Origin of the sequence: Rhodococcus sp. D-46, assembly GCF_011290655.1 — a bacterium.
Classification (GTDB): Bacteria; Actinomycetota; Actinomycetes; order Mycobacteriales; family Mycobacteriaceae; genus Rhodococcus_F; species Rhodococcus_F qingshengii.
The window spans coordinates 223449-247874 of record NZ_JAANTF010000012.1; the positions used below are offsets into that span (position 1 = coordinate 223449).

General features: G+C 63.9%; 23 protein-coding genes. 8 read left to right on the top strand and 15 right to left on the bottom strand.

Annotation, left to right across the window (positions count from 1 at the left end; genetic code table 11):
* Positions 1–2 precede the first annotated feature (2 nt).
* Together G9U53_RS29005 and G9U53_RS29010 are read right to left on the bottom strand one after the other, a co-directional pair.
* On the bottom strand, positions 3–1121 hold the full coding sequence (locus tag G9U53_RS29005; RefSeq protein WP_165639689.1) for a cytochrome d ubiquinol oxidase subunit II: 1119 nt from the start codon (positions 1119–1121) through the stop codon (positions 3–5).
* Complete coding sequence (locus tag G9U53_RS29010) at positions 1121–2071, bottom strand: Ppx/GppA phosphatase family protein (protein WP_003941975.1); 951 nt, start codon at positions 2069–2071, stop codon at positions 1121–1123. The genes G9U53_RS29005 and G9U53_RS29010 overlap by 1 nt, the downstream gene beginning before the upstream one ends.
* A 66-nt stretch (positions 2072–2137) precedes the next feature.
* On the opposite strand from G9U53_RS29010, the gene G9U53_RS29015 reads away from it, so the two are divergent.
* Positions 2138–2923 carry a hypothetical protein gene (locus tag G9U53_RS29015; RefSeq protein WP_003941928.1) on the top strand — a complete coding sequence of 262 codons (786 nt, stop codon included), beginning with the start codon at positions 2138–2140 and terminating at the stop codon, positions 2921–2923.
* An 87-nt stretch (positions 2924–3010) separates the two neighbouring features.
* On the opposite strand, the gene G9U53_RS29020 is transcribed toward G9U53_RS29015, so the two are convergent.
* From G9U53_RS29020 to G9U53_RS29055, 8 genes are all read right to left on the bottom strand, one after another.
* On the bottom strand, positions 3011–3700 hold the full coding sequence (locus G9U53_RS29020) for a response regulator transcription factor (protein ID WP_003942020.1): 690 nt from the start codon (positions 3698–3700) through the stop codon (positions 3011–3013).
* Positions 3697–4932 (bottom strand): ATP-binding protein, encoded by a 1236-nt coding sequence (locus G9U53_RS29025; RefSeq protein ID WP_003941938.1) that lies wholly within the window; start codon positions 4930–4932, stop codon positions 3697–3699. Before G9U53_RS29025 ends, G9U53_RS29020 begins: the two co-directional genes overlap by 4 nt.
* 162 nt (positions 4933–5094) lie before the next feature.
* Positions 5095–5850 carry a phosphoglyceromutase gene (locus tag G9U53_RS29030; protein ID WP_003941992.1) on the bottom strand — a complete coding sequence of 252 codons (756 nt, stop codon included), beginning with the start codon at positions 5848–5850 and terminating at the stop codon, positions 5095–5097.
* Positions 5851–5896: 46 nt separating this feature from the next.
* Entirely contained in the window at positions 5897–7498 is a 1602-nt protein-coding gene (locus tag G9U53_RS29035; RefSeq protein ID WP_029254834.1) for an AMP-binding protein, read from the bottom strand.
* 139 nt (positions 7499–7637) lie between these two features.
* Positions 7638–8135, bottom strand: coding sequence for a YbjN domain-containing protein (locus G9U53_RS29040; protein WP_047268888.1), 498 nt, complete (start codon positions 8133–8135; stop codon positions 7638–7640).
* Complete coding sequence (gene mshA, locus G9U53_RS29045; protein WP_003941843.1) at positions 8132–9460, bottom strand: D-inositol-3-phosphate glycosyltransferase; 1329 nt, start codon at positions 9458–9460, stop codon at positions 8132–8134. Before mshA ends, G9U53_RS29040 begins: the two co-directional genes overlap by 4 nt.
* A 42-nt stretch (positions 9461–9502) precedes the next feature.
* On the bottom strand, positions 9503–10330 hold the full coding sequence (locus G9U53_RS29050) for an alpha/beta hydrolase (protein WP_165639690.1): 828 nt from the start codon (positions 10328–10330) through the stop codon (positions 9503–9505).
* Positions 10276–11502: an MFS transporter gene (locus G9U53_RS29055; RefSeq protein WP_003942019.1), complete on the bottom strand. Its 1227-nt coding sequence runs from the start codon at positions 11500–11502 to the stop codon at positions 10276–10278. Before G9U53_RS29055 ends, G9U53_RS29050 begins: the two co-directional genes overlap by 55 nt.
* Before the next feature lie 111 nt (positions 11503–11613).
* Between G9U53_RS29055 and G9U53_RS29060 the strand changes: the two genes are divergently transcribed.
* The 3 genes from G9U53_RS29060 to G9U53_RS29070 all read left to right on the top strand — a co-directional run bounded on the left by G9U53_RS29060 (position 11614) and on the right by G9U53_RS29070 (position 13845).
* Positions 11614–12387: a PIG-L family deacetylase gene (locus G9U53_RS29060; RefSeq protein ID WP_003942001.1), complete on the top strand. Its 774-nt coding sequence runs from the start codon at positions 11614–11616 to the stop codon at positions 12385–12387.
* A gap of 64 nt (positions 12388–12451) precedes the next feature.
* Positions 12452–12844: a PaaI family thioesterase gene (locus G9U53_RS29065; protein WP_042452984.1), complete on the top strand. Its 393-nt coding sequence runs from the start codon at positions 12452–12454 to the stop codon at positions 12842–12844.
* Positions 12841–13845, top strand: a complete 1005-nt coding sequence (locus G9U53_RS29070) for a tocopherol cyclase family protein (protein ID WP_165639691.1) — start codon at positions 12841–12843, stop codon at positions 13843–13845. Before G9U53_RS29065 ends, G9U53_RS29070 begins: the two co-directional genes overlap by 4 nt.
* On the opposite strand, the gene G9U53_RS29075 is transcribed toward G9U53_RS29070, so the two are convergent.
* Positions 13811–14680 (bottom strand): LysR family transcriptional regulator, encoded by an 870-nt coding sequence (locus G9U53_RS29075; RefSeq protein ID WP_029254832.1) that lies wholly within the window; start codon positions 14678–14680, stop codon positions 13811–13813. The two genes, G9U53_RS29070 and G9U53_RS29075, sit on opposite strands and share 35 nt — an antisense overlap.
* 70 nt (positions 14681–14750) lie before the next feature.
* Between G9U53_RS29075 and G9U53_RS29080 the strand changes: the two genes are divergently transcribed.
* Positions 14751–15110, top strand: coding sequence for a nuclear transport factor 2 family protein (locus G9U53_RS29080; RefSeq protein ID WP_054187841.1), 360 nt, complete (start codon positions 14751–14753; stop codon positions 15108–15110).
* Between the two features lie 15 nt (positions 15111–15125).
* On the opposite strand, the gene G9U53_RS29085 is transcribed toward G9U53_RS29080, so the two are convergent.
* Positions 15126–16397, bottom strand: coding sequence for an ROK family protein (locus G9U53_RS29085; protein ID WP_074447122.1), 1272 nt, complete (start codon positions 16395–16397; stop codon positions 15126–15128).
* A 342-nt stretch (positions 16398–16739) separates the two neighbouring features.
* Between G9U53_RS29085 and G9U53_RS29090 the strand changes: the two genes are divergently transcribed.
* From G9U53_RS29090 to G9U53_RS29100, 3 genes are read left to right on the top strand one after another with little or no spacing between them, the layout of a single operon-like run.
* On the top strand, positions 16740–17717 hold the full coding sequence (locus G9U53_RS29090) for a TauD/TfdA family dioxygenase (RefSeq protein WP_042452972.1): 978 nt from the start codon (positions 16740–16742) through the stop codon (positions 17715–17717).
* Positions 17714–20035 (top strand): arylsulfatase, encoded by a 2322-nt coding sequence (locus tag G9U53_RS29095; protein WP_165639692.1) that lies wholly within the window; start codon positions 17714–17716, stop codon positions 20033–20035. The genes G9U53_RS29090 and G9U53_RS29095 overlap by 4 nt, the downstream gene beginning before the upstream one ends.
* A gap of 15 nt (positions 20036–20050) precedes the next feature.
* Positions 20051–20800: an SDR family oxidoreductase gene (locus G9U53_RS29100; protein ID WP_003942076.1), complete on the top strand. Its 750-nt coding sequence runs from the start codon at positions 20051–20053 to the stop codon at positions 20798–20800.
* A gap of 15 nt (positions 20801–20815) precedes the next feature.
* On the opposite strand, the gene G9U53_RS29105 is transcribed toward G9U53_RS29100, so the two are convergent.
* From G9U53_RS29105 to G9U53_RS29115, 3 genes are all read right to left on the bottom strand, one after another.
* A complete protein-coding gene (locus G9U53_RS29105; protein WP_165639693.1) occupies positions 20816–21574 on the bottom strand; it encodes an ESX secretion-associated protein EspG in 759 nt (252 codons plus the stop codon).
* The gene (locus tag G9U53_RS29110; RefSeq protein ID WP_165639694.1) at positions 21571–23109 is read right to left on the bottom strand and encodes a glycosyltransferase family 1 protein; all 1539 of its coding nucleotides are present in this window, start codon (positions 23107–23109) and stop codon (positions 21571–21573) included. The genes G9U53_RS29105 and G9U53_RS29110 overlap by 4 nt, the downstream gene beginning before the upstream one ends.
* Positions 23110–23229: 120 nt before the next feature.
* Positions 23230–24426, bottom strand: coding sequence for an Ig-like domain-containing protein (locus G9U53_RS29115; protein WP_042452959.1), 1197 nt, complete (start codon positions 24424–24426; stop codon positions 23230–23232).

Genomic DNA, 24426 nt, shown 5'->3' on the forward strand with positions numbered 1-24426 from the left:
GATCAACCCGAGGTCAACAAGAACGCCAGTGGACCGAGCGTCACGATCATGCCGACGACCACCGCGATCACGAAACTCGTGATGTCGTCCGTCTTCCGCAGAACCCGCACGACAGCAACCAGGCCGACGATCACGATCAGCGCGAGCACCAACGCCACCCACGGCAGCATGTCCCACAGCTTCTCGAAGCCCTTGAACATCGCGCCGCCGACGATCAGTGCAACAACCACCTGACCGGCAAGCACTGCCCATTCACGGATCGAGTTACGCTCGCCTGTCTCTTCCGCTGCCGATTCGGCTTCGACATCGGACTCCGCGGCGGCACTGGTCTTTTTTGCACCGTCATCGACTGCCGGTGCCTTGACCAGATCGACAACAGCGGTGGATTCGGCCTCGCCGACATCCGCGTCTGCGATCTTGTCGATCAGTTCGGTGCTCTCTTCCGGCGCGGCCGGAGCGGGAGCGGTCTGTGCAGGTGCCTTGGCGACGGGAGTGGGGACACGCGGCGGCAGGATCGGCGGACGCAACGACGGCGACTGCGTTGCGGCGCGCTCCTGACGCATCAGGTCGCCCGCCAGGGTCTGACCCGACAGCAGGGCTGGTTCCTGCGTTACCTGCGTCGGTGACGAGGAGTTGAGCGGTGCCCGGCTCACCCACTGCCCGGGCGAGGACTTCGAGGTCTGTCCCGGCGGAGGTGTGGAAGTCGGCTTCGGAGTGGTGACCGGCGGCGCAGCAACCGGCTTCGACTCACCCTTGGGTGCCTGCGGCTCGTCATCGTCATCGTCGTCGTCGAACGAGACGGCGAAGGCTGCGGTGCGATCGGCGGGAACCTTCGGTGCCGGTTCGACTGACTTGGCGGTTTCCGCGACGGCCTCGGCCGGCGCTGAAGGTGCAGAGTTTTCCGGCGCAGCGGCTTCGGGCCGGGCTGCTGGTTCGTCGGACTCGGGCTCGGCGGCCGCGCGCGATCCCGACTGGCGAACGATCGGGATCTCACCCGTCAGTTCGGCGACGGAGATGCCACCGGCTACGCCGCGCCGGCGTCGTCCACCTCGGGATTCGACGCTCTGACCGTTCCGCTTGAGCAGTTCCGCTACGGAAATCTGCTGACTGTCCTCGGTCATCAAGCACTCACCACCAATTCACCGCCCATTTCTGTGTCGAGCTTTCGCAGAATCAGACCCTCACGCAGTGCCCAGGGACAAATTTCCAGTTCGTCCACTCCGAGCGCCCGCATGGTTGCCTCTGCGATGAGCGCGCCGGCCACAATCTGCTGTGACCGATCCGAGCTCACTCCTTCCAATTCTGCACGGTCCGCCGCCGTCATCCTGGATATGAAGGCTATGAGTTGCCTGAGTCCGCTGGAAGTCAGGGTCCGTTTTGCCCGGGGGCCTGCGGCAGAAGGGGCCGCGCCGGTGAGCCGAGCCAACGATCGGAAGGTCTTCGAAGTCCCGACCGTGCGGTCCCAGTCGCCGGCGGCGCGCAGTTCCTTGGCTGGTCCGACCAACTCCGCGTCCAGCCAGTCGCGCAATACAGCGACCCGGCGCTTGCCCGGCGGATCGGCCTGTAGCCAGTCGCGCGTCAACCGTCCGGCACCGAGTTGCAGTGAGAAGGCGACGTCCGGATCCTCGTCACCACCTGCTGTGAGTTCGAGCGAGCCGCCGCCGATGTCCAGGTTCAGGATGCGTCCGGCGCTCCAGCCGTACCAGCGGCGCACGGCCAGAAAGGTCAAGCGGGCTTCGTCGACCCCGGACAGAACCTCGAGGTTGACTCCGGTCTCGGCGCGGACGCGGGCGAGTACGGCTTCGGAATTGTTGGCGTCACGGACCGCGGAAGTGGCAAAAGCCATCATTTCCTCGCACCCGGACGTCTTGGCGATACCGGCGAATTCGGAAACCGTCGACACCAACCGATCGGCTCCTGACGTGGTGATATCGCCGCGGTCGTCAGTGTTTTCTGCCAGCCTCAACGTGGACTTGGTCGAGCTCATGGGTGTTGGGTGGCCGCCCCGATGGGCGTCCACAACCAATAGATGGACGGTATTGCTTCCGACGTCGAGTACCCCTAGTCGCACATCGCCACGTTACTGGGTCTACGGTCGGCCCTTGTGACAGCAGGTAACCCAGACCGGTCCCACAAGATGACTCCGAGCCCCGAGGTCGATCTCGATTTCCCGCGCGAATGGGTCGAATTTGTCGATCCGGATAACTCCGAACACCTCATTTCCGCTGATATGACGTGGTTGCTCTCGCATTGGACCTGCGTGTTCGGCACGCCGGCGTGTCAGGGCATCATCGGAGACCGCCCGGACGACGGTTGCTGCTCGCACGGCGCTTTCCTCTCCGATCAGGAAGATCAGGACAAGCTCGATGCGTCAGTGAAAATGCTCACAGCCGAAGACTGGCAGTTCATGGAAAAGGGTCTCGGCAAGAAGGGCTACGTCGAAGAAGACGACCTCGAGGACGAGCCCGCGCTGCGCACCCGCCGCTACAAAGGAGCGTGCATCTTCCTCAACCGGCCGGGTTTTGCCGGAGGCGAGGGCTGCGCTCTGCATTCCATGGCGCTCAAGAAGGGCATCGAGCCGCTCGAGGTGAAACCGGACGTGTGCTGGCAGCTACCGATCCGCCGCACCCAGGACTGGGTCGACCGGCCGGACGGCGTCCAGATCCTCAAGACCACGATCACCGAGTACGACCGCCGCGGCTGGGGTGAGGGCGGCGACGACCTCGCCTGGTACTGCTCCGGCTCCCCCGACGCTCATGTCGGGGAGCGGCAGGTCTGGCAGTCCTACGGGCCCGAGTTGACGGAACTTCTCGGAAAGCGCGCGTACGACGAGCTGGCTCGCCTCTGCAGGCGTCGCGCGGGCCTCGGCCTCATCGCAGTCCATCCGGCGACCACGATCGCTCAGAACAAAGCTCAGGGCTGACTCCGCCTGAACAAAAAGAATTCAGCCGCTCACACGATCGTGTGAGCGGCTGAATTCTTCTCGACATTTCTTCTCGACGAGGTTCGATCACGCTTCGAGCTTGTAACCCAATCCACGGACCGTGACCAGATGTTCCGGCTTGGCCGGATCCGATTCGATCTTCGAACGCAACCGCTTCACGTGTACGTCAAGGGTTTTGGTGTCACCGACGTAGTCGGCGCCCCAGACGCGGTCGATCAACTGTCCGCGGGTCAGCACCCGACCGGAGTTGCGGAGCAGGTACTCGAGGAGATCGAACTCCTTGAGCGGCAACGTCACCGGGTTACCCGCGACCTGCACGACGTGGCGCTCGACGTCCATCCGTACCGGTCCGGCCTCGAGCACCCCGTTGTCGGAGGCGAGGTCCGCCTCGTTCTCCACCCCGCGGCGCAGCACCGCACGGATGCGAGCGATCAGCTCACGCGCCGAATACGGTTTGGTCACATAGTCGTCCGCACCGAGTTCCAGTCCGACGACCTTGTCGATCTCACTGTCACGCGCCGTCACCATGATGACGGGGACGCCGGAGCGCGACCGCAGCGCCTTGCAGACGTCCGTGCCACTCATGCCGGGCAGCATGAGGTCGAGCAGGACGATGTCCGCTCCGGAGCGATCGAATTCCGCCAACGCCGACGGTCCGTCGTTGACGATGGTGGTCTCGAAGCCTTCCTTGCGGAGCAGGAACGCCAGCGGGTCCGCCAAGGACTCCTCGTCCTCCACGATCAGCACACTCGTCATCGTTTGGCCTCCATGCCGTTTTCTCTACTGCCTTGTTCTCGTCTGCCGATCCGCGTGGAACCGGCGGTTCCCGCGTCGTCAGAGTCGATGTCGTCGTCCGACTCCACGTGTGCCGGTATCTGCAACGTGAAGGTAGACCCTGTACCCGGTTTGCTCCACAGTTCGATGGAGCCGTTGTGATTGGCCGCGACGTGTTTGACGATCGCCAGCCCCAGACCGGTTCCACCGGTCTGCCGTGACCGCGCCTTGTCCACGCGGAAGAATCTCTCGAACACTCGCTCCTGGTCCGCTTTCGCGATGCCTTCTCCTCGGTCGGTGACTGCGATCGCGACATTGTCGCCGCGTACCGAACGACTGACGGACACCGGAGAACCCTTGGGCGAGTACGCAATAGCGTTCTCGATGAGGTTGGACAATGCCGTGACGAGGAGAGTCTGATCCCCGAGCACTTCCAGCCCACTCGGATGGTCGGTGGTGACCGTGATCCCGGCGGCCTCGGCCGACAGATTCGACCTCGACAGTGCTTCGGACACCACGGTGTCGACGTCGACCACGTCGAGATCCGGCAGCTTCTCGGCACCTTGCAGACGCGAGAGTGCGATCAACTCGGTGACCATCTTGCCCAGACGGATCGACTCACCGAGCACCCGTTCGCCGAAGTGGCGCACCGATTCCGGGTCGTCAGCGGACTCGAGCAGTGCCTCCGCGAGCAGGCTCATCGCACCGACCGGCGTCTTGAGTTCGTGGCTGACGTTCGCGACGAAATCGCGTCGGGTCGCCTCCATGCGGACCTGCTCGGAATCGTCGTCGGCGAACAGGACCACGAAGTTGCGATCGTCCTTGCTGAGCAACCGGGCCGTGCCACGTACCGCGATCTTGTCGCGGCCCCGCTGAGCGGTCTGCGCCGTCAGATCGACCTCGACGGGTTGACCCGTCCGCAGAACTTCCTGAGCAGCCCGCCAAGCTCGCTCGTCGACCAGACGATTCTTGACGAGACCGAGTTCCTCGGCGCGAGGATTGAAGAGCACGACGTCGTGAAAACCGTCGACGACGGCGATACCGCTTTCCGAAGCCAACACGATGAGGTCGAGAACCTGGGACATCGTGAGCCCGGTCTGTTCGTCCGAGCGCTGACTCTGGCGCGACGACAGCCTGGGTACCAGCACCCCGCCGACGAGGTAGCCGACCAAGCCGGCGACCACGACCAGCAGCACTGCAATCACGACACTCACGGCGCAATCGTACGTTCGCGCGAAGAGTCGGTTACGGCGGGTTCGGACGTTCCCACCCGTGTAATCCGCCAGGTGGACGGCGTTGGTTCGTCGTTCATCTGCTGTTGGCCGAGGCCCCCCGAAATCACTGTTCGGGGGGCCTCGACGCACATCATCGGGTTGCTACTTTCCGCCCTGATTCGCCACCGCGGCGGCGCCGGCAGCTGCGGCCTCCGGATCCAGGTAGGTGCCGCCGGGATTGAGCGGCTTCAGGTTCTCGTCGAGGTCGTAACGCAGCGGGATTCCGGTCGGGATGTTCAGGCCCGCGATGTCCTCGTCCGAGATGCCGTCGAGGTGCTTGACCAACGCACGCAGCGAGTTGCCGTGCGCGGTGACCAGCACGTTCCGACCGGCGAGCAGCTCCTGGGAGATGGTGTCCTCCCAGTACGGGATCAGACGCTTGACGACGTCGAGCAGGCACTCGGTCAAGGGAACCTCGTCGAGGTTCGCGTACCGGGGATCGGTGTCCTGGCTGTACTCGCTGCCGGCTTCGATGGCGGGCGGCGGGGTGTCGTAGCTACGACGCCAGAGCATGAACTGCTCGTTTCCGTACTCTTCCTTGGTCTGCGCCTTGTTCTTGCCCTGCAGAGCGCCGTAGTGGCGCTCGTTGAGACGCCAGTCGCGCACTACCGGGATCCAGTGGCGATCGGCGGCGTCGAGCGCGAGGTTGGCTGTGCTGATCGCGCGGCGCAGCAGAGACGTGTAGAGAACGTCGGGCAACAAGTTGTGCTCGGCGAGCAGTTCGCCGGCGCGCTTGCCCTCGGCCATGCCCTTGTCTGTCAGGTGTACGTCCACCCAGCCGGTGAACAGATTGAGTGCATTCCATTCGCTCTCGCCGTGGCGGAGCAGGACCAGGGTTCCGATACTCATGGCGTTCATCCTGGCACGAGTACCGGAACCCTTCTTGATCAACCCTGTCCGGAAATCAGCTCGGGGCTACTTCCGCAGTTCGCAGATCCTTGCGGAGGATCTTTCCGGCCGCGGATTTCGGCACGGTGCTGATGAACGAAACCTGGCGAACCTTCTTGTGCGGCGAGACGCGCTCGGCGACGAACGAGATCACGTCGGCTTCGGTCAACTCGGCGCCGTCCTGGAGCACCACGAATGCCTTCGGAACCTCTTCGCCCTCGGCGTCGAGCACGCCGATCACTGCGGCGTCGGCGATCTGCGGGTGGGTCAGCAGCAAGGCCTCGAGTTCCGCCGGGGGAACCTGGTAGCCCTTGTACTTGATCAGTTCCTTGAGGCGGTCGACGATCTTGACGACGCCGTCGCCGTCGACGGTCGCGATGTCACCGGTGTGCAGGTAACCGTCGTCGTCGAGGGTGTCCTTGGTGGCCTGGTCGTTGCCGAGGTAGCCGAGCATGATGTTCGGGCCCTTGCACCACAGTTCGCCGGGCTCGCTGACGCCGTCCGAGCCGAGAGCCGGGTACGCGACCTCTTCGCCCGTTCCGGGGTCGACGAGCTTGCATTCCATGTTGGCGATGGTCGGACCGCAGGTGTCGAGCGCGATGTCGTCACGATCGAACGGGATCGCGTGCGAGACCGGGCTCATCTCGGACATGCCGTAGCCCTGGCGGACGTGGCAGTTCAACCGGTCGGCGACGGCCTTGCCGAGCGCCGCGTCGAGCGGGGCCGCACCGGAGAAGATGGTGTGCACGCTCGAGAGGTCGTACTGATCGACGAGCGGGTGCTTGGCCAGCGCGACGGCAACGGGCGGTGCGACGAAGATGTACGTCGACTTCTGCTCGGCGACGATCCGCAGGAACTCGACGAGATCGAACTTCGGCATCGTGATGAGGCTCGCGCGGCGATAGAGCGCAGCGTTGAGCAGGACCGTCATGCCGTAGATGTGGAAGAACGGCAGGACCGCGAGAATCTTGTCGTCGGTCTCGATGCCCATCCGCGGAATGATCTGGCAGACGTTGGCCACGAGGTTGCGATGAGTGAGCATGACCCCCTTGGGTCGGCCGGTGGTGCCAGACGAGTACGGCAGCACCGCGAGCTGGGTGGCCGGATCGAAGGAGACCTCCGGCGCCGCTGCACCCTCGCCGAGCAGATCACGCAGCGACAGATGGCCTTCGGCCCCGTCGAGCACGAAGACGTTCTCAGCCGGGATACCGACCAGGTCAGCAGCGGCCTTTGCCTGCGGCAGGAGCGGCGAGACGGTGAAGAGGAACTTTGCCTTGGAATCGGTGAGTTGCTTGGCGATGTCCTCGGCGGTGTAGAGCGCGTTGATCGTGGTCGCGACGCCACCGGCACGAAGGATGCCGTGGAAGACGGAACCGAAGGCCGGGACGTTGGGCGAATGCAGCCCGACCACGTCGCCGACGGCGAGTCCGCGCGCTGCGAGAGCGCCTGCAACGCCGTTGATCTGTGCGATCAGCGAAGCGTATGTGGTGACTGCGCCCGAACTGCCCTCGACGAATGCCGTCTTGTCGAGGTCTGCGGGGTCGGTGTTTCCGAACAGGAAGTCGTAGACGCTGAGGTTGGGGATTTCAACGTCGGGGAACGGACTCTTGAAGCTCACTGTGCTCCTCGAAAAGTTGCGCGGCGGGGTGGTGTGACCAACTTACTGTGACTCACGGGAACAGTATTATTCCGTGACGACAGTCACAAGTAAAGGTCACTTTACGTGACACATCCGCGATGTGTCTCACCCCGCTCGATCAGCTCTGCGCGGGCTCCTCCTCGATGAGGTGCTTGAACGGTTCGAGATTCGCCAGCGACTCGCCTCGCGACACCCGCCACGCCCACTCACGCTTGATGGACGAGGAGAAGCCGAGTTCGAGGATGACGTTGAAATCGCCGTCGGCGGCTTCGAGAACCTGACCGAGCACTCGGTCGAGTTCATCGCCGGTCACGGCATGCTCCGCGATCTTGCCGACCAGGTAGATGTCCCCGACCTTGTCGAGTGTGTACGCCACCCCGTACAGACGGCGGTTGCGCTTGAGCAGGAACTTGTAGACGCCTTCGAAGTTCTCGTCCACCTTGCGGCACACGAAGGCCTCGACCCGCACACCGTGATTGCCAACGGTGAGCAGAGTCGACGTCTTGAGTTTGTGTTCACCGGGAAGTTCGACGATGAAATGCGCGTCGTCTTTTCTGGTGAAGTCGAGTTCACGCTCGGTGAGGGCCTGCTCGATGGTGTCCGAAATGCTGCTCATGTACGCACTCCCCCGGTCCGGCGCAGACGCCACAGACCCCGTGCACGGCGGGGCGAGAAGTCGCTGGGACCGGTTCCGTTGTTGTAGTTGACTGCGGCTTTGCGATAGCTCTCGAGCAAACCGTCCGCGGTGTGTTCCCACGAGAAATTTTCGGCGTGACGCGGTGCCTGCGCGGCGAGTTCGGCCAAGCGCGTCGGTGCTGTCACCAAAGATTCGAGGGCGCCGGCCCAGTCTTCGGTGCGGTGTCCTTGAACCAGCAGGCCTGTCTCCCCGTTGCGTACGGCTACTCCCAGTCCGCCGACGTCGGCGGCGATCACGGGAGTTCCGCAGGCTTGAGCTTCGATGGCGACCAATCCGAAGGACTCCGAATAGCTCGGCACCGCAACCAGATCCGAGGCACGGTAGACATCGGCGAGACGCTCAGGAGCCTGCGGCGGCAAGAACGTCACCTGCGCTGTGATGCCGAGTGAGCGTGCCAGTTCGATCAGCACGTCCGGCCGCGCGAGGCCAGTTCCGGACGGCCCGCCGACGACGAGGATGCGCAACGGCAACTCGGGGCGACGGCTGATCACTTCGGCGGCAGCACGCAGCAGAACGTCCGGCGCTTTCAGAGGTTGGATCCGGCCGACGAAAGTCACGACGACCTCGCCCGGGTCCAACCCCAACGACGCGCGGGCGGAATCGCGATCGCCCGGTCGGTAGCGGGTGAGATCGGCGCCGGGAGCCACGACGTCGATACGCGTGGGATCTGCGCCGTACAACTCGTGCAGCGCCTTGGCTTCGTCGGTGGTGTTGGCGACCAGGCGATCGGACTCGGCGACTACTTGCTGCTCGCCGATCTGACGTGCTGCCGGCTCCGGGGTGTCTCCCTCGGCAAGCGAAAGATTCTTCACCGCCGCGAGGGTGTGGGCGGTGTGTACGAGGGGCACGCCCCAGCGGTCGCGGGCCAGCCAGCCGACCTGACCGGACAACCAGTAGTGCGAGTGAATCAGGCTGTAGTACCCGGGCTCGTGGCGCGCTTCCTCCCGCAGAACTCCTGCGACGAAGGCACACAGTTGAGTCGGCAGATCCGCCTTGTCCAGCCCTTCGAAGGGACCAGCAGCAATGTTCCGAACCCGCACTCCGGGAGCGGCGTCCACCACGGGTGCGTCGGCCGAGGACGTCGCGCGGGTGAATATCTCCACCTCGACGCCACGTTTGGCGAGCTGAATGGCGGATTGCAGAACGTAGACGTTCATCCCACCCGCGTCACCGGTGCCGGGTTGCGCCAATGGCGAGGTGTGGACCGAGAGAACGGCCACCCGGCGAGGGCGCGAAATGTGCATGGGCGTCACGACTCCATACTGCCCCCTCACCGGGCGCGAACTCTAACCGAGGCTCGAGATGAACATTCGCACTTCGGACACGAATCGTGTCGGATCCTCCACGAACGGGCCGTGATTGCAGCCTTCCCAGTACGACGCCTGGGACTTGGGAATCAGTTCCTCGGCGTGCTTACCTGCACTCACGTCGACGACGGAGTCCTCGGTTCCGTGCAGAACGAGAACGGGGATATCCAGGTTGCGAAGCAACTCGTCGTGACCGACAGCACGGTTGAACAGTGCTGCGCGCACCCGCGGACGCGTCGAGAGGCTGTACCCGAACAAGGCCTGCGACGCTGCACCCTTGCCTTCGGGTGGGCCGGTGAGAGCATTGCCGAAAGCGCCGAGTGCACGGATCGCCTCGCGGGGATCTTCGGACATCGCGCCGGGAACCGCGCTACGCATCGCCGAGCCGACCTTGCCACCTTTTTCGCCGCGCCCGATGCTGGTGATCGCCCCGACCAGAACCGCACCCGCCACCGCGCCGGTTCCGTGCGCTGCCAGGTAATCGCAGATCACCAGACCGCCGTACGACCAGCCGAGCAGGATCGCGTTCTCGGTGACGCCTTCGGCCGCAAGAACAGCCGCGACGTCGCCGGCCCAGTTCGCGGAGTCGTCGTATCCGGATTCGGGCGCATCGGAGTAACCGTGGCCGCGCAGATCGACGGCGATCAGCCGATAGTCCGCGGCCAGGTCCGCGAGGACCTGCTCGCCCCAGCACTGCGAGGACTGAGCCCAGCCGTGCAGCAACACCAGCGGGGTCCCCGCCGAATTTCCGGTTACTCGATAGACGATGGACGTGCCGTCGACGCTGACGGCTTCACGAATAGACATGCCGTCACGATAGAGGCTGCGACTGCGGCGCCGACGGCGAGCATGTAGGCCGACGGGACGCCGTAGCGATCGATCAGCTGTCCGGCCAGTGCAGACCCGAGCGCCACGCCGACGCCGAGGCCGGTAACCGTCAGGGTCATTCCCTCGGTGAGCTTTTCCGGCGGGACGATCTGTTCGACCAGGGCTGTCGCGATGATGAGCGTCGGTGCGATGGTCGCGCCCGCCAGCACGTAGGCACCCGCAAGTGCGGCCACGTTTCCGACCAACAGAAGCGGGACGCTGAGAACGGCGACCGCCGAGGACGCGATCATCAACTGCCCGCGCAGCGATCGCGCCGGGTGCATCGACCCGAAGATCAGTCCCGCGATTCCCGAACCGCCGGCGAACAGCGCGAGGACCAGCGTCGCCGACCCCGGCGAATTCTGTTCCTTGGTGAACGCGATGGCGCCGACGTCGATGACGCCGAAGATCGTTCCGAGCATCACCATGATGACGATGACGATCCACATCACGTGGTTACCGAGAACCGATCGTCCGCGGCCGGGTCGACGCGGATGCACCTTCGGTTCGGTTCCGCGCTGTATGACCAGCAGCAGGGTTCCGGTGACCAGCAGGATCAACCCTGCCAGTGGTCCAGCCTCGGGGAAGAGCCCGATGCTCAGACCTACCGATATGACCGGGCCCGCCACGAAGCAGAGCTCGTCCACCACCGATTCGAAGGCGAAGGCGGTGCGCAGCTGAGGTTTTCCGACATAGATCGCCACCCACCTGGCGCGAATCATCGCGCCGATCGTCGGAGTGGCGCCGCCGGGGACGACCAGAACGAACAGCAGCCAGTCGGGAGCTTCCATCCGGACTGCGAGCAGGAGCGCCCCGATCGCGGTGACGCTCACGGCTGCGGCAATCGGCAGGACCGCTCGCTGTCCGAAGCGGTCGACCGCACGCGAGACCGCGGGCGCGATGATCGCCGACGAGAGCGCAAAAACCGCGGCGAGCGCGCCGGCGAGCGCGTAGTCACCACGAAGTTGCGAGATCATCGTCACGATTCCGATACCGATCATGGCGATCGGCAGCCTTGCGACAAATCCGGCGGCCGAGAAGGCGACCGATCCGGGGGCGGCAAAGATCTCGCGGTAGGCGCTCAGCAGGCCTTTGTTGGTGGATTCGCTCATGTCAGCTTCTCGTGCACTGAACAAGGTTCACAGAGCCGAGGCCGACTCGACAAATCGTTTTCACTGTGCGCTCGGGTTGACCTGTCGGTAACTTGCCTTACGATTGCGCGAATGAGTGTCCTGGTGTGTTTCCACGCCCATCCCGATGACGAAGTTTTCACTACGGGCGGCGTGATGAGAATGGCCGCCGACGCAGGTCACCGCGTCGTAGTCGTCACCGCTACCGACGGTGCTCTCGGTGAATTCCCCGACGGACTGTTGGACGAATACGAGACGTTGGCTCAGCGCCGCAGCCGTGAGCTCGAGGCGTCCACCGACGCGTTGGGTGCCAGTCGCGTCGTGTCCCTGCACTACCCGGATTCGGGGATGGTGGGTACGCCCGAGAACGAGAATCCGGAAGCGTTCTGCAACGTCGACGTCGAGAAGGCCGCCGAGCGTCTGGCCGAGGTTCTTCGTGAAGAGAACGCCGATGTCCTGACCATCTACGACCCCAACGGCGGATACGGCCACCCGGATCACATCCAGGTCCACCACGTCGGCGTTCGTGCTGCAGAACTCGCGGGCACGCCGTTCGTCTACGAGGCGTCCACCAACCGCGATCACATGAAGATGCTGATGCAGGCCAACCCCGAGTGGACCGAGGAGGCGCAGCCGCCGGACATCGAATCGTTCGGGCTTCCGGCTGACCAACTCACCACCGCGGTCGATGTCAGTTCGGTGATCTCGTCCAAGCGCGCGGCCATGTACGCGCACGCAACGCAGGTCGGCGATTTCGGCCCGTTCCTCGAAATGCCGACGGAGCAGCTCGCCGCGGCATTCGGCACCGAGTGGTTCCGTCGTCGCAACGCGCCGGAAGGGCTGTCGGAAACCGCCCTGCCCCTGTGAGTCACCGCCCTCGATAAACCGAAGTCCCGACGGAGGTTTCGGCGGCTCGTTAACATCGGTAGGCATGGACCTCGAACAACTTGTCGCGAGCATGCCTTTTGCAGTTCACACCGGAATTCAGTTGGACAGCGCGGCACCCGAACAGGTTGTCGGCCATCTGGATTGGGACAGCCACCGCACCACCGCCGGCAACGGAATGCACGGCGGCGCCTTGATGACGCTGGCAGACAGCGTCGGCGCCGTCTGTGCATTCCTCAATCTGCCGCCCGGCGCAAGTACGTCCACCACCAGTTCGTCGACCGTGTTCACCCGCGGGGTTCGTAAAGGCACGGTCACCGCAACTGCCCGTCCATTGCACGCGGGACGCAGCACCATCGCGGTCGTGACCGAGATTCGTGACGACGAGGGCCGCCTCGTCGCTCAGGTCACCGCATCACAGGCAGTATTGGGACCGTGAAGCGTCCCGCGTACCGCGCCTCGGGTGGCACCCTGCCGTACGGCAATCTGCTTGCCTCCCATGACGTTGCGATGGAGGGTTACTTCTGGCGATTCACGATGCCAGAGAGCGGGCGGGTGGTGATTGCGCTCGCCGGAATCAACAAGTCCGACGGCGGCAACTGGTCGACGCTCGGTCTCGCGGCACATCCAGGCGGATTCCTCCGTACTGCTGAGCACCCGAGCGGATCGGCCGATCCCCGTATCCTGGGGGCCTACGCCGACAACGCTTTCCGCGGCAATGCCGATCGACTCCAGGTCGATTTCGGCGACAGTCATCTCGACGTGCGGATCAGTAGTCAGCGATTCTGGCCGCACCGCCGCTTCGGGGGATCGAGTTACTTCCAATCAATTCCCGCACTCAATCAGTACTGGCATCCGTGGCTGCTCGGCGGCCGGGTCGAGGGAAGCGCCGTCATCGACGGGCAGAGCTGGGATCTCACCGGAGCGCAGGTGTACGGCGAGAAGAACTGGGGAAAGGGAGGATTCCCGGAATCCTGGTGGTGGGGACAGGCACAGGGGTTCACCGATCCTCGAGCCTGCGTGGCGTTTGCCGGCGGACAGGTCAGCGCCGGACCTCTGCGCACCGAAGTCACCGCCGTCGTTGCCGCGCTACCGGACGGAACGGTATTGCGGCTGGGTAATCCTCTGACGTCACAGGTGGAGACGACGGTGTCCGACGATCGCTGGACTCTTCGCGGCTACAGCCGGAAGTGGAGCGTCGACATCGACGGGACCGCGCCCATCGCCGACGCACACATCCTTCCTGTTCCGATACCTGCCGAGCGTCGAAACGTGCCAGGAGCGCTCGAGCATCTCGGTGGAACCATGTCGGTCATCGTCCGCCGGCGCGGCACCATCGTCTGGAAGGACAGGTCACGGTTGGCCGCTCTCGAGCACGGCGGATTGGATCGGGCGCAGGCCGAACTCACTCGGCGGGAACAGCTCTCGCAAGATCGATGAGAGCAGAGGCCGCCGGATTCTTGCCGCCCGACGAACGCCAGACCAATTCCAGCCGAGATCGTGCTTCCGGTTCGAGATCGATCCGATGCAACTCCCCCACTGTCGACTCCGGAAGCACGGCCATTCCCAGCCCCTGCGCTGCCAATGAAACGATGATGCCGAGGTTGCTTGCCTCGAGCGCAACCGTCGGCTTGGTGCCGGCTGCGGCGCACGCGAAGTCCAGACACGTTCTGATGCCGGTTCCCTCCGGCAGACAGATGACCGATTGCGTCGCGAGTTCGGCAAACGGCAGAGACGACACCTCGGCCAGCGGATGATCCGCCGCCACTCCGGCCACCAGTCGTTCGTCGGTGATCACCCTCGATTCGAGCCCTTCCGGCAGCTTGCCCGCCACCCCGATGACGGCTATGTCGAAGGTTCCGTCCAACACTCCGGCAAGCAAACTGCGCGAATCGTCCTCGGCCAGCGAAATGTCCAGTCCGGGGTGTTTGTTGTGCAACCGACTGAGCAGATCTGTGAGGTCGGCGGAAGCGCAGGCGGTAACCATCCCGACCGAAACGGAACCCCGAACCAGTCCGTTCAAGGCATCGACAGCGTCGCGGGTGCTCTGAACGGAAGCGAGTGCAGCGTAGGCGTGCGGGAGGACAGCTCGCCCGGCGTCGGTCAGACAAACGGTTCGACCACTACGATCGAGCAATTCCTGCCCCAACTCACGTTCCAGCCGTTTGACCTGCGCACTCACACCCGGTTGGGCTACGTGAAGCCGCTCGGCGGCGCGAGTGAAGTTGGCTTCCTCCACTACCGTGACAAAGTATTCGAGCTGCCGAAGTTCCATAACTGTTGATTCTAGCTGCGAGACAAACTAGATCTTGGACTTATCGCCGGTGCGGTAGAACGATGGAAGCATGACAACAACAGATGACGTTCAGAAGGCCGGAACCCCGGAAGACATCGCGAAGCTTTTTGTGCAGTTCGCCAACGCTGGTGACGCAGACGCCGTCGCCGCACTCTACGAGGAGGATGCGGTGATGGCCTTCCCGCCCGGATCCCTCACCGTGGGCCGCCAAGCCATCCGCGAGGTGATCTCTCAGATGCTCGCCGCAGCACCGAGATTCACCGTCGAGGAATCTCTACCGACGGTGATCAGCGGCGACCTGGCCATGACCTCGACCAAACCTTCCGACGGAACCGGCGGGCGCACGCAGGTCGCGCGCCGCCAGCCCGACGGATCATGGTTGCGAGTCTTGGATCGACCGGAACTCTGACTGCCCTCTTCGCAGTCAGACGGCCGACGCGCGGCGCATAGCCGCAGCGGGATCAGCAAACAGTGAGCTCAGTGACACGACCGTGGAAGCGTATTCCTGAACCCGATTGCCGAAACCGGTAATTCGAATGTCCTTACGCTCCAAGGAGGATGCCGTCGAGAAAGCCTCGGCGACATGGGGCACCCCGGCCGGATAGTCGGTGAATGCCTGACCACCCAGAATCACACGATCCGGGTTGAACAGGTCACGCAGCATCGCCACTGTCCGGCCGAGGACGCGTGCTCGATCAACCAGAAGCTCGTGTGCCGGAATGGAACCCGACGACGCGGCCCGGTAGACGTCCGCGATCGTGACACGCTCGCTGCCCTGGATCACGGCGCCCGAAGACAAAGCCTGCGCGACTACGGCGCGGTCACTGATCGTCGCTTCAAGGCAACCCACGGCTCCGCAGGTGCACCGTGCGGACGAACCGGTGGGGAGGTGCGCGATCGAACCGGGTCCGCTGGACGGCGTGTGCACTCGCCCTTCGAAAGTGATTGCGATGCCGGCAGTTTCACGAGCGTAGAAGTACAGGCCGGTAGTGCCCGGCGTCGGGGCTTCGGCACGGTCGGTGCTGAGCAGTAGTTCCGACGCGGCCATCGCCTCGACGTGGGCGGCTACCGATACAGGGAGATCCAAGCCGGCTCCGATGATGGACCCGACCTTGGCGCCCTTCCATCCCAGACGCGGGTGATCGACGACTCCGGTCGCTGAATCGACGCGACCGCCGATGGCCACGCCGACGGCGAGCGGACGACGCTTGTGCCACCGCGAGGCAAAGGATTTGGCCGAGCGCGCAATGGTGGCAAGCGCGACAGCAGAATTGGTGGCAGGCGTCGGAATCTCGACGGCGCCGAGCACCTTTCCACGAATGTCGCTGGCGATGATGCTGGTGACGACGGCACCGATGTGGATGCCGACTGTCAGATAAGGCTCGTGGTTGACCTCGAACGGAACTCGCGGACGCCCGATTGCTCCGGAGGCCGTCAGGTCCGCGCGTTCGCGCAGGATCCCGAGGTCCAGCAGGCTCGTGACCTGCCGGTTCACGGTGGCGATGCTCAGCCCTGATGCCTTTGCCGCAGTGTCACGTGAGAGCGGCCCACGGGATCGAGCAATGCGCAACACAGTCGCGGACGGACCGTCGGCGATGCGTAGTTCGGGCGCAACTATCTGGGTACGGGTCCGGGTTCCCGAGAGCGCGGTTCGCGATCGGATGTTCGGAATGGCGGAGATTGTGGGTGTCGACATGGCTGTCCCTTGCAGAAGGAGGAGAAGGCGCATATCTCTGTCGACCGAGAAATCAGCGTTTCCACTGGTCACACGAAGAAATAGACAGAAAAGGCGCAGAAATTAGCTGCAGAAAGAACGGCGGCGACAACACAGCTCTCGCGCCAGAGGCAGACGCGAACCAAGCGCAGCGGTCACATAGGTGACCCGCAAAGCGGCAGGCTGGTCGGTCGACATGGCTCCAAAAGTAGCAGCTTCACCGAGATTCACAAATCAGGTGCGGTAACGATCACACTGAACGCAACCCTGTCGGGGCGAAATCTCGCGTGTTTGGGTGGGCACACTCCCCACGAAAGGTGCACCATGTCTACAGCTTTCGCCAAGCCGACCCTCACGAATTCGGCATCAACGAACGGAGCGGCCGTTGACGCCGCTCGCGGCACTGTCACCACCCTCGGCGCGCATATCGGCGCCCGAATCGACGGAATCACTCTCGGCGGGCATCTCGACCCGGCGACGATTTCCCTCATCCGGCAAGCACTTCTCGAACACAAGGTGATCTTCTTTCGCGGGCAAGACCACCTCGACAACGATTCGCAGTACGAGTTCGCCCAGCTGCTGGGTACCCCGACCACTGCCCACCCCACCGTGAAGTCGCACGGCGCAAAAGTTCTGCCCATCGACTCGGACCTGGGCAAGGCCAACAGCTGGCACACCGACGTCACCTTCGTCGACCGCATCCCCAAGGCTTCGATCCTGCGCGCGGTGCAGCTACCCGAATACGGCGGTTCCACGACGTGGGCGTCGGGGGTAGCCGCCTACAACGGACTGCCGGATCCGCTCAAGGCGCTCGCGGAGAACCTCTGGGCTCGCCACACGAACGTCTACGACTATGCGGCAACCAGCGCCGAGCGGCTCACCGAAGATCGCACGGCCGCCTACCGCGAGGAGTTCCAGTCCACGTACTTCGAGACGGAACACCCGGTGGTGCGGGTCCACCCCGAAACCGGAGAACGCACGCTCGTCCTCGGACATTTTGTCAAGAACTTCGTCGGGTTGAGCACCGAACAGTCGAACGGTGTATTCAAGCTCTTGCAGGATCACGCCATCAAGCTCGAGTACACGACGCGGTGGAACTGGGAAGCGGGTGACGTCGCGATCTGGGACAACCGCGCCACCCAGCACTACGCGATCGCCGACTACGACGATCAGTACCGGCGTCTGGAGCGCATCACTCTTGCCGGCGACATCCCGGTCAATATCCACGGGGAACGAAGCCGCAGCATCGCCGGCGACGCTTCCGAATACTCGATCATCGAAGGCGCCTCGACTCTCCCATGACTTCACCGGATTCCGCCCCTCCTCCGCACGCCCGCGGATACGAAGGCTTCGAGGGTCGAATCGGCCGCACCGCAGCCGATTCGACCCCGTCGTGGCCCACCTCCACGACCCCGATTCCCGGATCACCCAACATCGTCGTGGTTCTGATCGACGACATGGGGTACAGCGACATCGGGCCGTTCGGCTCCGAGATCGAGACTCCCACCCTCGACCGCCTTGCCGCGCAGGGCATTCGGATGACCAACTATCACACGACGCCCCTCTGCTCGCCGTCGCGCGCAGCTCTTCTCACCGGCCTGAATCCGCACCGCGCCGGGTACGGCTTTGTCGCCAACGCCGATCCGGGCTACCCCGGACTGCGTCTGGAATTGGCCGACGACGTCCAGACACTCCCCGAAATCCTCCGCGGCGCGGGCTATGCGACCTATGCCGTCGGCAAGTGGCACCTCGTACGCGACGCCAACCTGGCCCCGGGACGAAGTCGTGACTCCTGGCCGACGCAGCGCGGTTTCGATCGCTACTACGGCTCACTCGAAGGCCTCAACTCCTTCTACTATCCCAATCAACTGATCTCCGACAATTCTGTGGTCGACGTGGACGAGTACCCCGAGGGGTACTACCTCACCGACGATCTGACCGACAAAGCGGTCGGGTACATCAAGGACCTCCGCGCCCACGATCAGGACAAGCCGTTCTTCCTCTACTTCGCACACGTCGCCATGCACGGACCGTTGCAGGCCAAGCCTGCCGACCAGGAAAAGTACCGCGGCCGCTACGACGAAGGGTGGGATCGAATCCGCGAGTCGCGGTTCGCCTCTCAGCTCGTGCAAGGCCTCTTTCCGGAAGGTACGCAACAAGCACCGCGAAACTCCGAACCCGGCTTCGACGTCCCCGAATGGGAATCACTCACGCCGGAAGTGCAGTCCAGGTTCGCCCGCTACATGGAGGTGTACGCGGCGATGGTCGACTCGATCGATCAGAGCGTCGGACGCATCGTCGACACCCTGGACGAACTCGGCGAGCTCGACAACACGATCATCGTCTTCACCTCCGACAACGGCGGCACCGCCGAGGGCGGTTCGGACGGGACCCGAAGCTACTTCGCACAGTTCGCGCATATTCAGGATCCGGACTGGGTGGGCGATGTCCCCCACGACGAATCCCTCATCGGCGGCCCTGAATTGGGCGTCCACTATCCACGTGGATGGGGACAGACGTCCAACACCCCGTTCCGGTTCTACAAAGGGCAATCCTTTGCCGGCGGGATCCGTGTTCCTTTTCTCCTGTCCTGGCCCGCTGGATTGAAACCCGGAGCAGACGACAACGGGATTCGCGACCAGTTCGCGTACGTCACCGACCTGACCCCTACGCTGCTCGAACTGGCCGGAATCGACGCACCCAGTGTGCGAAACGGGCTCCCGGTGAAAGAGTTCGACGGGGTGTCTTCCGCGTCCGTTCTGCGTTCGTCTGCCGCTCCGAGCACTCACACCGAGCAGTACACCGAGATGACCGGCAACCGTGGCTACTACAAGGACGGCTGGAAACAGCTGGCTCTCACCCCGGCGGACATCGACAAACCGCACTGGCAGTTGTTCGACGTCCGCACCGACCCGACCGAGCTCGACGACCTGGCATCACGGTTTCCCGACAAGGTTCGCGAACTCGCCGAGGCCTGGGACCACTCGGCGTGGGCGAACACCGTGTTTCCTCTACTCGGCAATACCGTCGGCGCGGTTCGCCGTCCGGAGGAAGGAGCACTCTCACGCCCGGTGCGACTACTTGCCGGAACGCCCCCGCTGGAGCGCTACCGCTCATCCAAGCTGATCGGGTTCCGCGACTTCGACATCACGGTCGAACTCGACGGTTACCGCGAAAGTGACGCCGGTGTCCTTGTCGCCCATGGCGATCCGCAGGGTGGGTACCTTCTCTACGTCGAGGACGGGCACCTGCATCTCGGGTACAACGCGTTCGGTTCCTACTCCGTTGTCGACGCCGGACCGCTGGCGCTCGGCACCGAACGCATCGAGCTGTCGGTGACGGTGGTACCGCGGCTGCGTTGGGATCTCCACGTCAGCGTCGACGGCATTCACGCGGGCCGGCTGCTCGGGCAAGTACAACTGGTGGGAATGGCGCCGTGGACCGGTATCTCGGTCGGTGTCGACGCCAGGGGACCTGTGTCGTGGGAGGTACGACGACGCCATGGTCCCTTCCGGTATTGCGGCGCGCTGCGCGCCGTCACCTACACACCCGGTCGGATACAAGTACCGCGTCGTCACATCGAATCCATCGAACGGGAAGCAGAGTATGCCGCCGACTAGCCCTACGATTGCATCATGACCATTTCTTCCGATGCCCGCATCGCCGTAGTCACCGGAGCCAGCTCCGGAATCGGTGAGGCCACCGCCCGCACCCTGGCAGCTCAGGGATTCCACGTCGTGATCGGTGCTCGCCGCGTCGATCGTCTCGAGAAGATCGCCGAGGAAATCGGTGGTACCGCTCTCGAACTCGACGTCACCGACGAGGATTCCGTCGACGCGTTCGCGGCCGTGGTCCCACGTGTCGACGTGTTGGTCAACAACGCGGGTGGTGCAAAGGGTCTGGCAACAGTCCTGGACGCCGATCTGGACGACTGGCGGTGGATGTGGGAGACCAATGTTCTGGGCACGTTGCGTGTGACGAAGGCACTGCTGCCCAAGCTGATCGATTCGGGTGACGGTCTGGTCGTGACCATCACCTCGGTGGCCGCGCTGGAGGCATACGACAACGGCTCGGGCTACACCACCGCCAAGCACGCTCAAGCCGTCCTTCATCGGACATTGCGTGGTGAACTGTTGGGCAAGCCCGTTCGACTGACCGAAATCGCGCCGGGAGCCGTCGAGACGGAGTTCTCACTCGTCCGGTTCGAGGGCGATCAGGACAAGGCCGACAAGGTGTACGAGGGAATCACACCGTTGGTGGCGCAGGACATCGCCGAGATCATCGGTTTTGTCGCGTCGCGGCCGTCACATGTGAACCTCGATCAGATCATCGTCAAGCCGAGGGATCAGGCAAGCCCCGGTCGGTTCCACCGCACCACCAGCTAGTTCGAATCGTTCTGACTAACCAGTGCGAATCACCCGGTGCAGGACGAGGCCGAGATTGCGTGCAATCTCGGCCTCCGTCATTTCCGTGGAAGCGCTACGGGCACTTACGGTTTCACCAGCGGTGACGATGTACCGACCATCTCCGGCATAGTCGTACCAGTGGAACGTTATTCCGTCGTCTGTCGGTCTGCTGTCCAGCGCTCCTCCCGGGTATGTGGTGACTTCACCTATCGAGGTCCGCTCTCGGCCGAAGAATCTGCTCACTTCCTCGCTCCCGCGCGCACCGGCAGCACTGCTCAGAAAGCTCGCTCTACCGGAAGTTTTCGGCCTTTCGATGCTCACACCACGCTCCGATCCAGCGGGGCAGGTCGGCAGGTGATCGACGAGCATCCGTGGAATTGCCGATGGGCGTACCACGGTGAAAACCACGTCGGAGCCACAGTCGACAGTTCTGCCGGGCAGTTGAGTCAGGAGCACCCCCAGGTCGCCGGCAACAACGCCGTGCAATCGCGTCACCGTACTCATGTTCTGCCCGTGAAAACCGGAAACCTCAACGCGAACATCAGGATTCGCAAGAGCACCGAGAACGTGATGCAGCCGATCGTCGAGCAACCAAGCCAGGTGTGCTCCCGCTCGACGTCGCTCTTCTGTCAGCTCGTTCATGGTTTCGGCCGTCGGACGAAACCGCAGCGGGTACGGGAGTCGGTCACGTCCGACCGCTTCCCAGAGAATCTGGAATTCGAGGCCGGTGAACTGCCACTGCATGGTGGTCATTCGCCCAGCACCGCCGGGGAGACCATCGGTAGGTCGCCGACCAGGGCATTGCCGTTCTCGACTGTGACGAGGTAGCCGGGGGTGTCGTGAACGTTGTCTTCGTCTTGCCCTTGCCCTCGTCCCGGTGCCATGCCGCCGACGCCACCCATCGCGCCCCGACCGCTCTGCGCGCCCGTCGCCGAGGTACCGCCAGTTCCGTTGACGCCCCCACGCCCGCCATTGGCGAGGCCGCCCACGCCGCCAGGGCCGAGGGCTCCGACTCCGGTTCCGCCTGGCCCGAAGCCTCCGGTACCGATTCCACCAGCAGGACCACCACCCGAACCGCTACCTACCAGGCCTGACGGCGTTCCGGAACCAAGCTGAGCGCCATTCGGAGTTGCACGAGCTAGGCCATCTGGCGCTGCACCGGCGGACAGTGGACCGGCATGTGCCGCCGTGGTCCCGGCCGGGTCGGAATCGGTTCCGGATCGAACTGCATCGACGTTCGGATTCCCTTGGGCATCAACGCCGCTACGGTTGTCACCATTTCCGGAATCGGTGCCGGATAGATTCTGACCGGAACCGTCTCCGGCCGGGTTTGCACCGCCGGAGTTTCCACCGTCCGCTCCCCCACCGACTCCGCCACCCGATGTAGATGGCGTGCCGAGCCCGTTTCCTGGACCCGAAAAGTTCCCGCCGTCGGCACCACCACCACCGAATGCACCGCCACTTCCAGCCCCGCCACTTCCAGCCCCTCCACCGCCGGTGACCGGATTGAATGCGGCCGGGAGGATCGGCACCTGATCGTCCGCACGCTTCATGGACGGCAGATACACGTCCTTCATCACCTGGCGCGCTTGACGTTCGGCTTCTTCCGCTTCGTATTGGGCCTGCTTCCATGTAGCCCCGGGAACCATGCTGAGAAACCTCTCGACCGTCGAGGCGCCGTCGGGTGCCGGAATCGAGCGTTTTGCCTCGTCGAGTGCGATCTTCGCCTCTTCGATCTTGTTCGAGATCAGATCGACCCGCACCTTCAGCTCACCCGCATCAGCCGAGTAGGCCAGCACTGCTTCCAGCGCAGCCGAGCCGCCGCGCCCCTGCCAGCCTTCGGTGATCGCACCGTTCACGTCGTTCTGGAACTTCCCGATGCCGGCTTCGACCCGGCCTGCAATGGCCTTCCAAGCCTCACCGATCGCACTCAGGGTTGCCGGATTCATCTCGTTGACGTGGTCGAAGATTTCGGAGTGCGACATCGCATCGAACGGATCGTCGTCCACGATTGCGTGTTCGCTGTACTCGAGCGACGACGTCTGGGCGGTGAGGGCATCGCGCTCACCCCAGGCTCGTGCGCGCTCCACATCGGCGTCGACGGTCGCAGCAGCCATCTCGTCGTCGAACGCGCCGCGGTCGTCGGTTATGGATTGCACCAGAGCAGATGTAGCGATTGCGCTCGCGATGGGAGTGCCGACAACTGGCAATGCCGCCACGCCAGGAGGCACGGCCTGCGTCGCTTCGGAGATTCTTCCCAGCACGTCTTCCAGAAATGGAATGCCCACCGCTGTCCCCCTGAAGTCGAAAACCCCCGTCGGACTCCCCCGAGCCGACAGCACTTACCTGTACAGACGCAAGCAGAGCCCGGACGGTTCCCTCATCCACGGATTTACCGCAGTACAGAGTTACGGCAGTGCCGACATCGACTTCCAGGTCGGCAGATCGATTGCCCAGTCGTAGATGTCGCCGTCCGCAGGAGACAGGTCGATCGACGTGCCGGTCACCTCGACGGGGTCACCGTAGAGGGCGGTTCCGAAGTATTCCTGCGCGTCGGATGTCGACAGGTTGATGCAACCGTTCGTGACGTTCGACGAGCCCTGCACCCCGGTGGTCTCAGGATTGGCGTGGATGAATTCGCCGTTGTTGGAGATGCGCACGGCCCAACGCTCACGCACGTTCTCGTAGAACGGCGGATTGGACATCATGAAGTCTTCGTACTTCTCCGTCACCATGTGAATGCCGCTGCGCGTGACGTTGCGAGGTTCGTTTCCCTCGCCGTAGCTGACGGGAATGTCCATGATCGTCTGACCGTCGCGCACCACCTGCATGCGGTGGCTGGGCGCATTCGCCTTCACGATCTGGCTACGACCGATCGTGAAGTCGAGCGTGAGATCCTGGTCGCCGAAGGCGCCACCGCCGTAGTTCAAGCCGTAGAGCTTGGCGTCCAGATGGACAGTCGTGCCCGGCACCCAGTAATCGGCCGGACGCCAATGGGCCCGCGATCCGCCGTTGTCGTCGGCCAGCCAAGCCCACGATCCGGCGGTGGGCGGCACGGTGGTCACGACAAGCGCCTTCTCGACGGCCGCCTTGTCGACGACGGAGTTGTCGAACTGCAACGTGATCGGTGCCGCGATGCCAACTTCTTGGCCGTCGGCGATGTTGAGGGTGGCGCCGGTGGTCGACTCCGGGGCAACCGTCGTAAAGCTCCCTTGGACTGGCACGGATTTACCGTCGGTTCCGGTTGCCGAGCCCGACCACGAATACGTGGTGCCGTAGCCGAGTGCCTCACTGACGGTGAACGATGTCTTGTCAGGCGACAATTGTCCTGCAACGGCTTTACCGGCTGCGTTGCTGAGGCTGACGTCGGACAGCGTTCCCTGGGTCACGGCTACCGAGACGGGGGCGACCGGGCTGACATCTTTGGTGCCGGGCGCCGGCGTCGACACCACGGTCGCCACCGGTGCTGGTTCGGCGGCCGCCGCGCCGCCCTGTCCGTCCTTGCCGCCGATCGTGCAGCCGACGACGGCCACCATCACAGCGAGCAATACAGCTACCAACGCAACAAGACGCGAACGACTTCTCCTACCACCCAGCTCATGCAC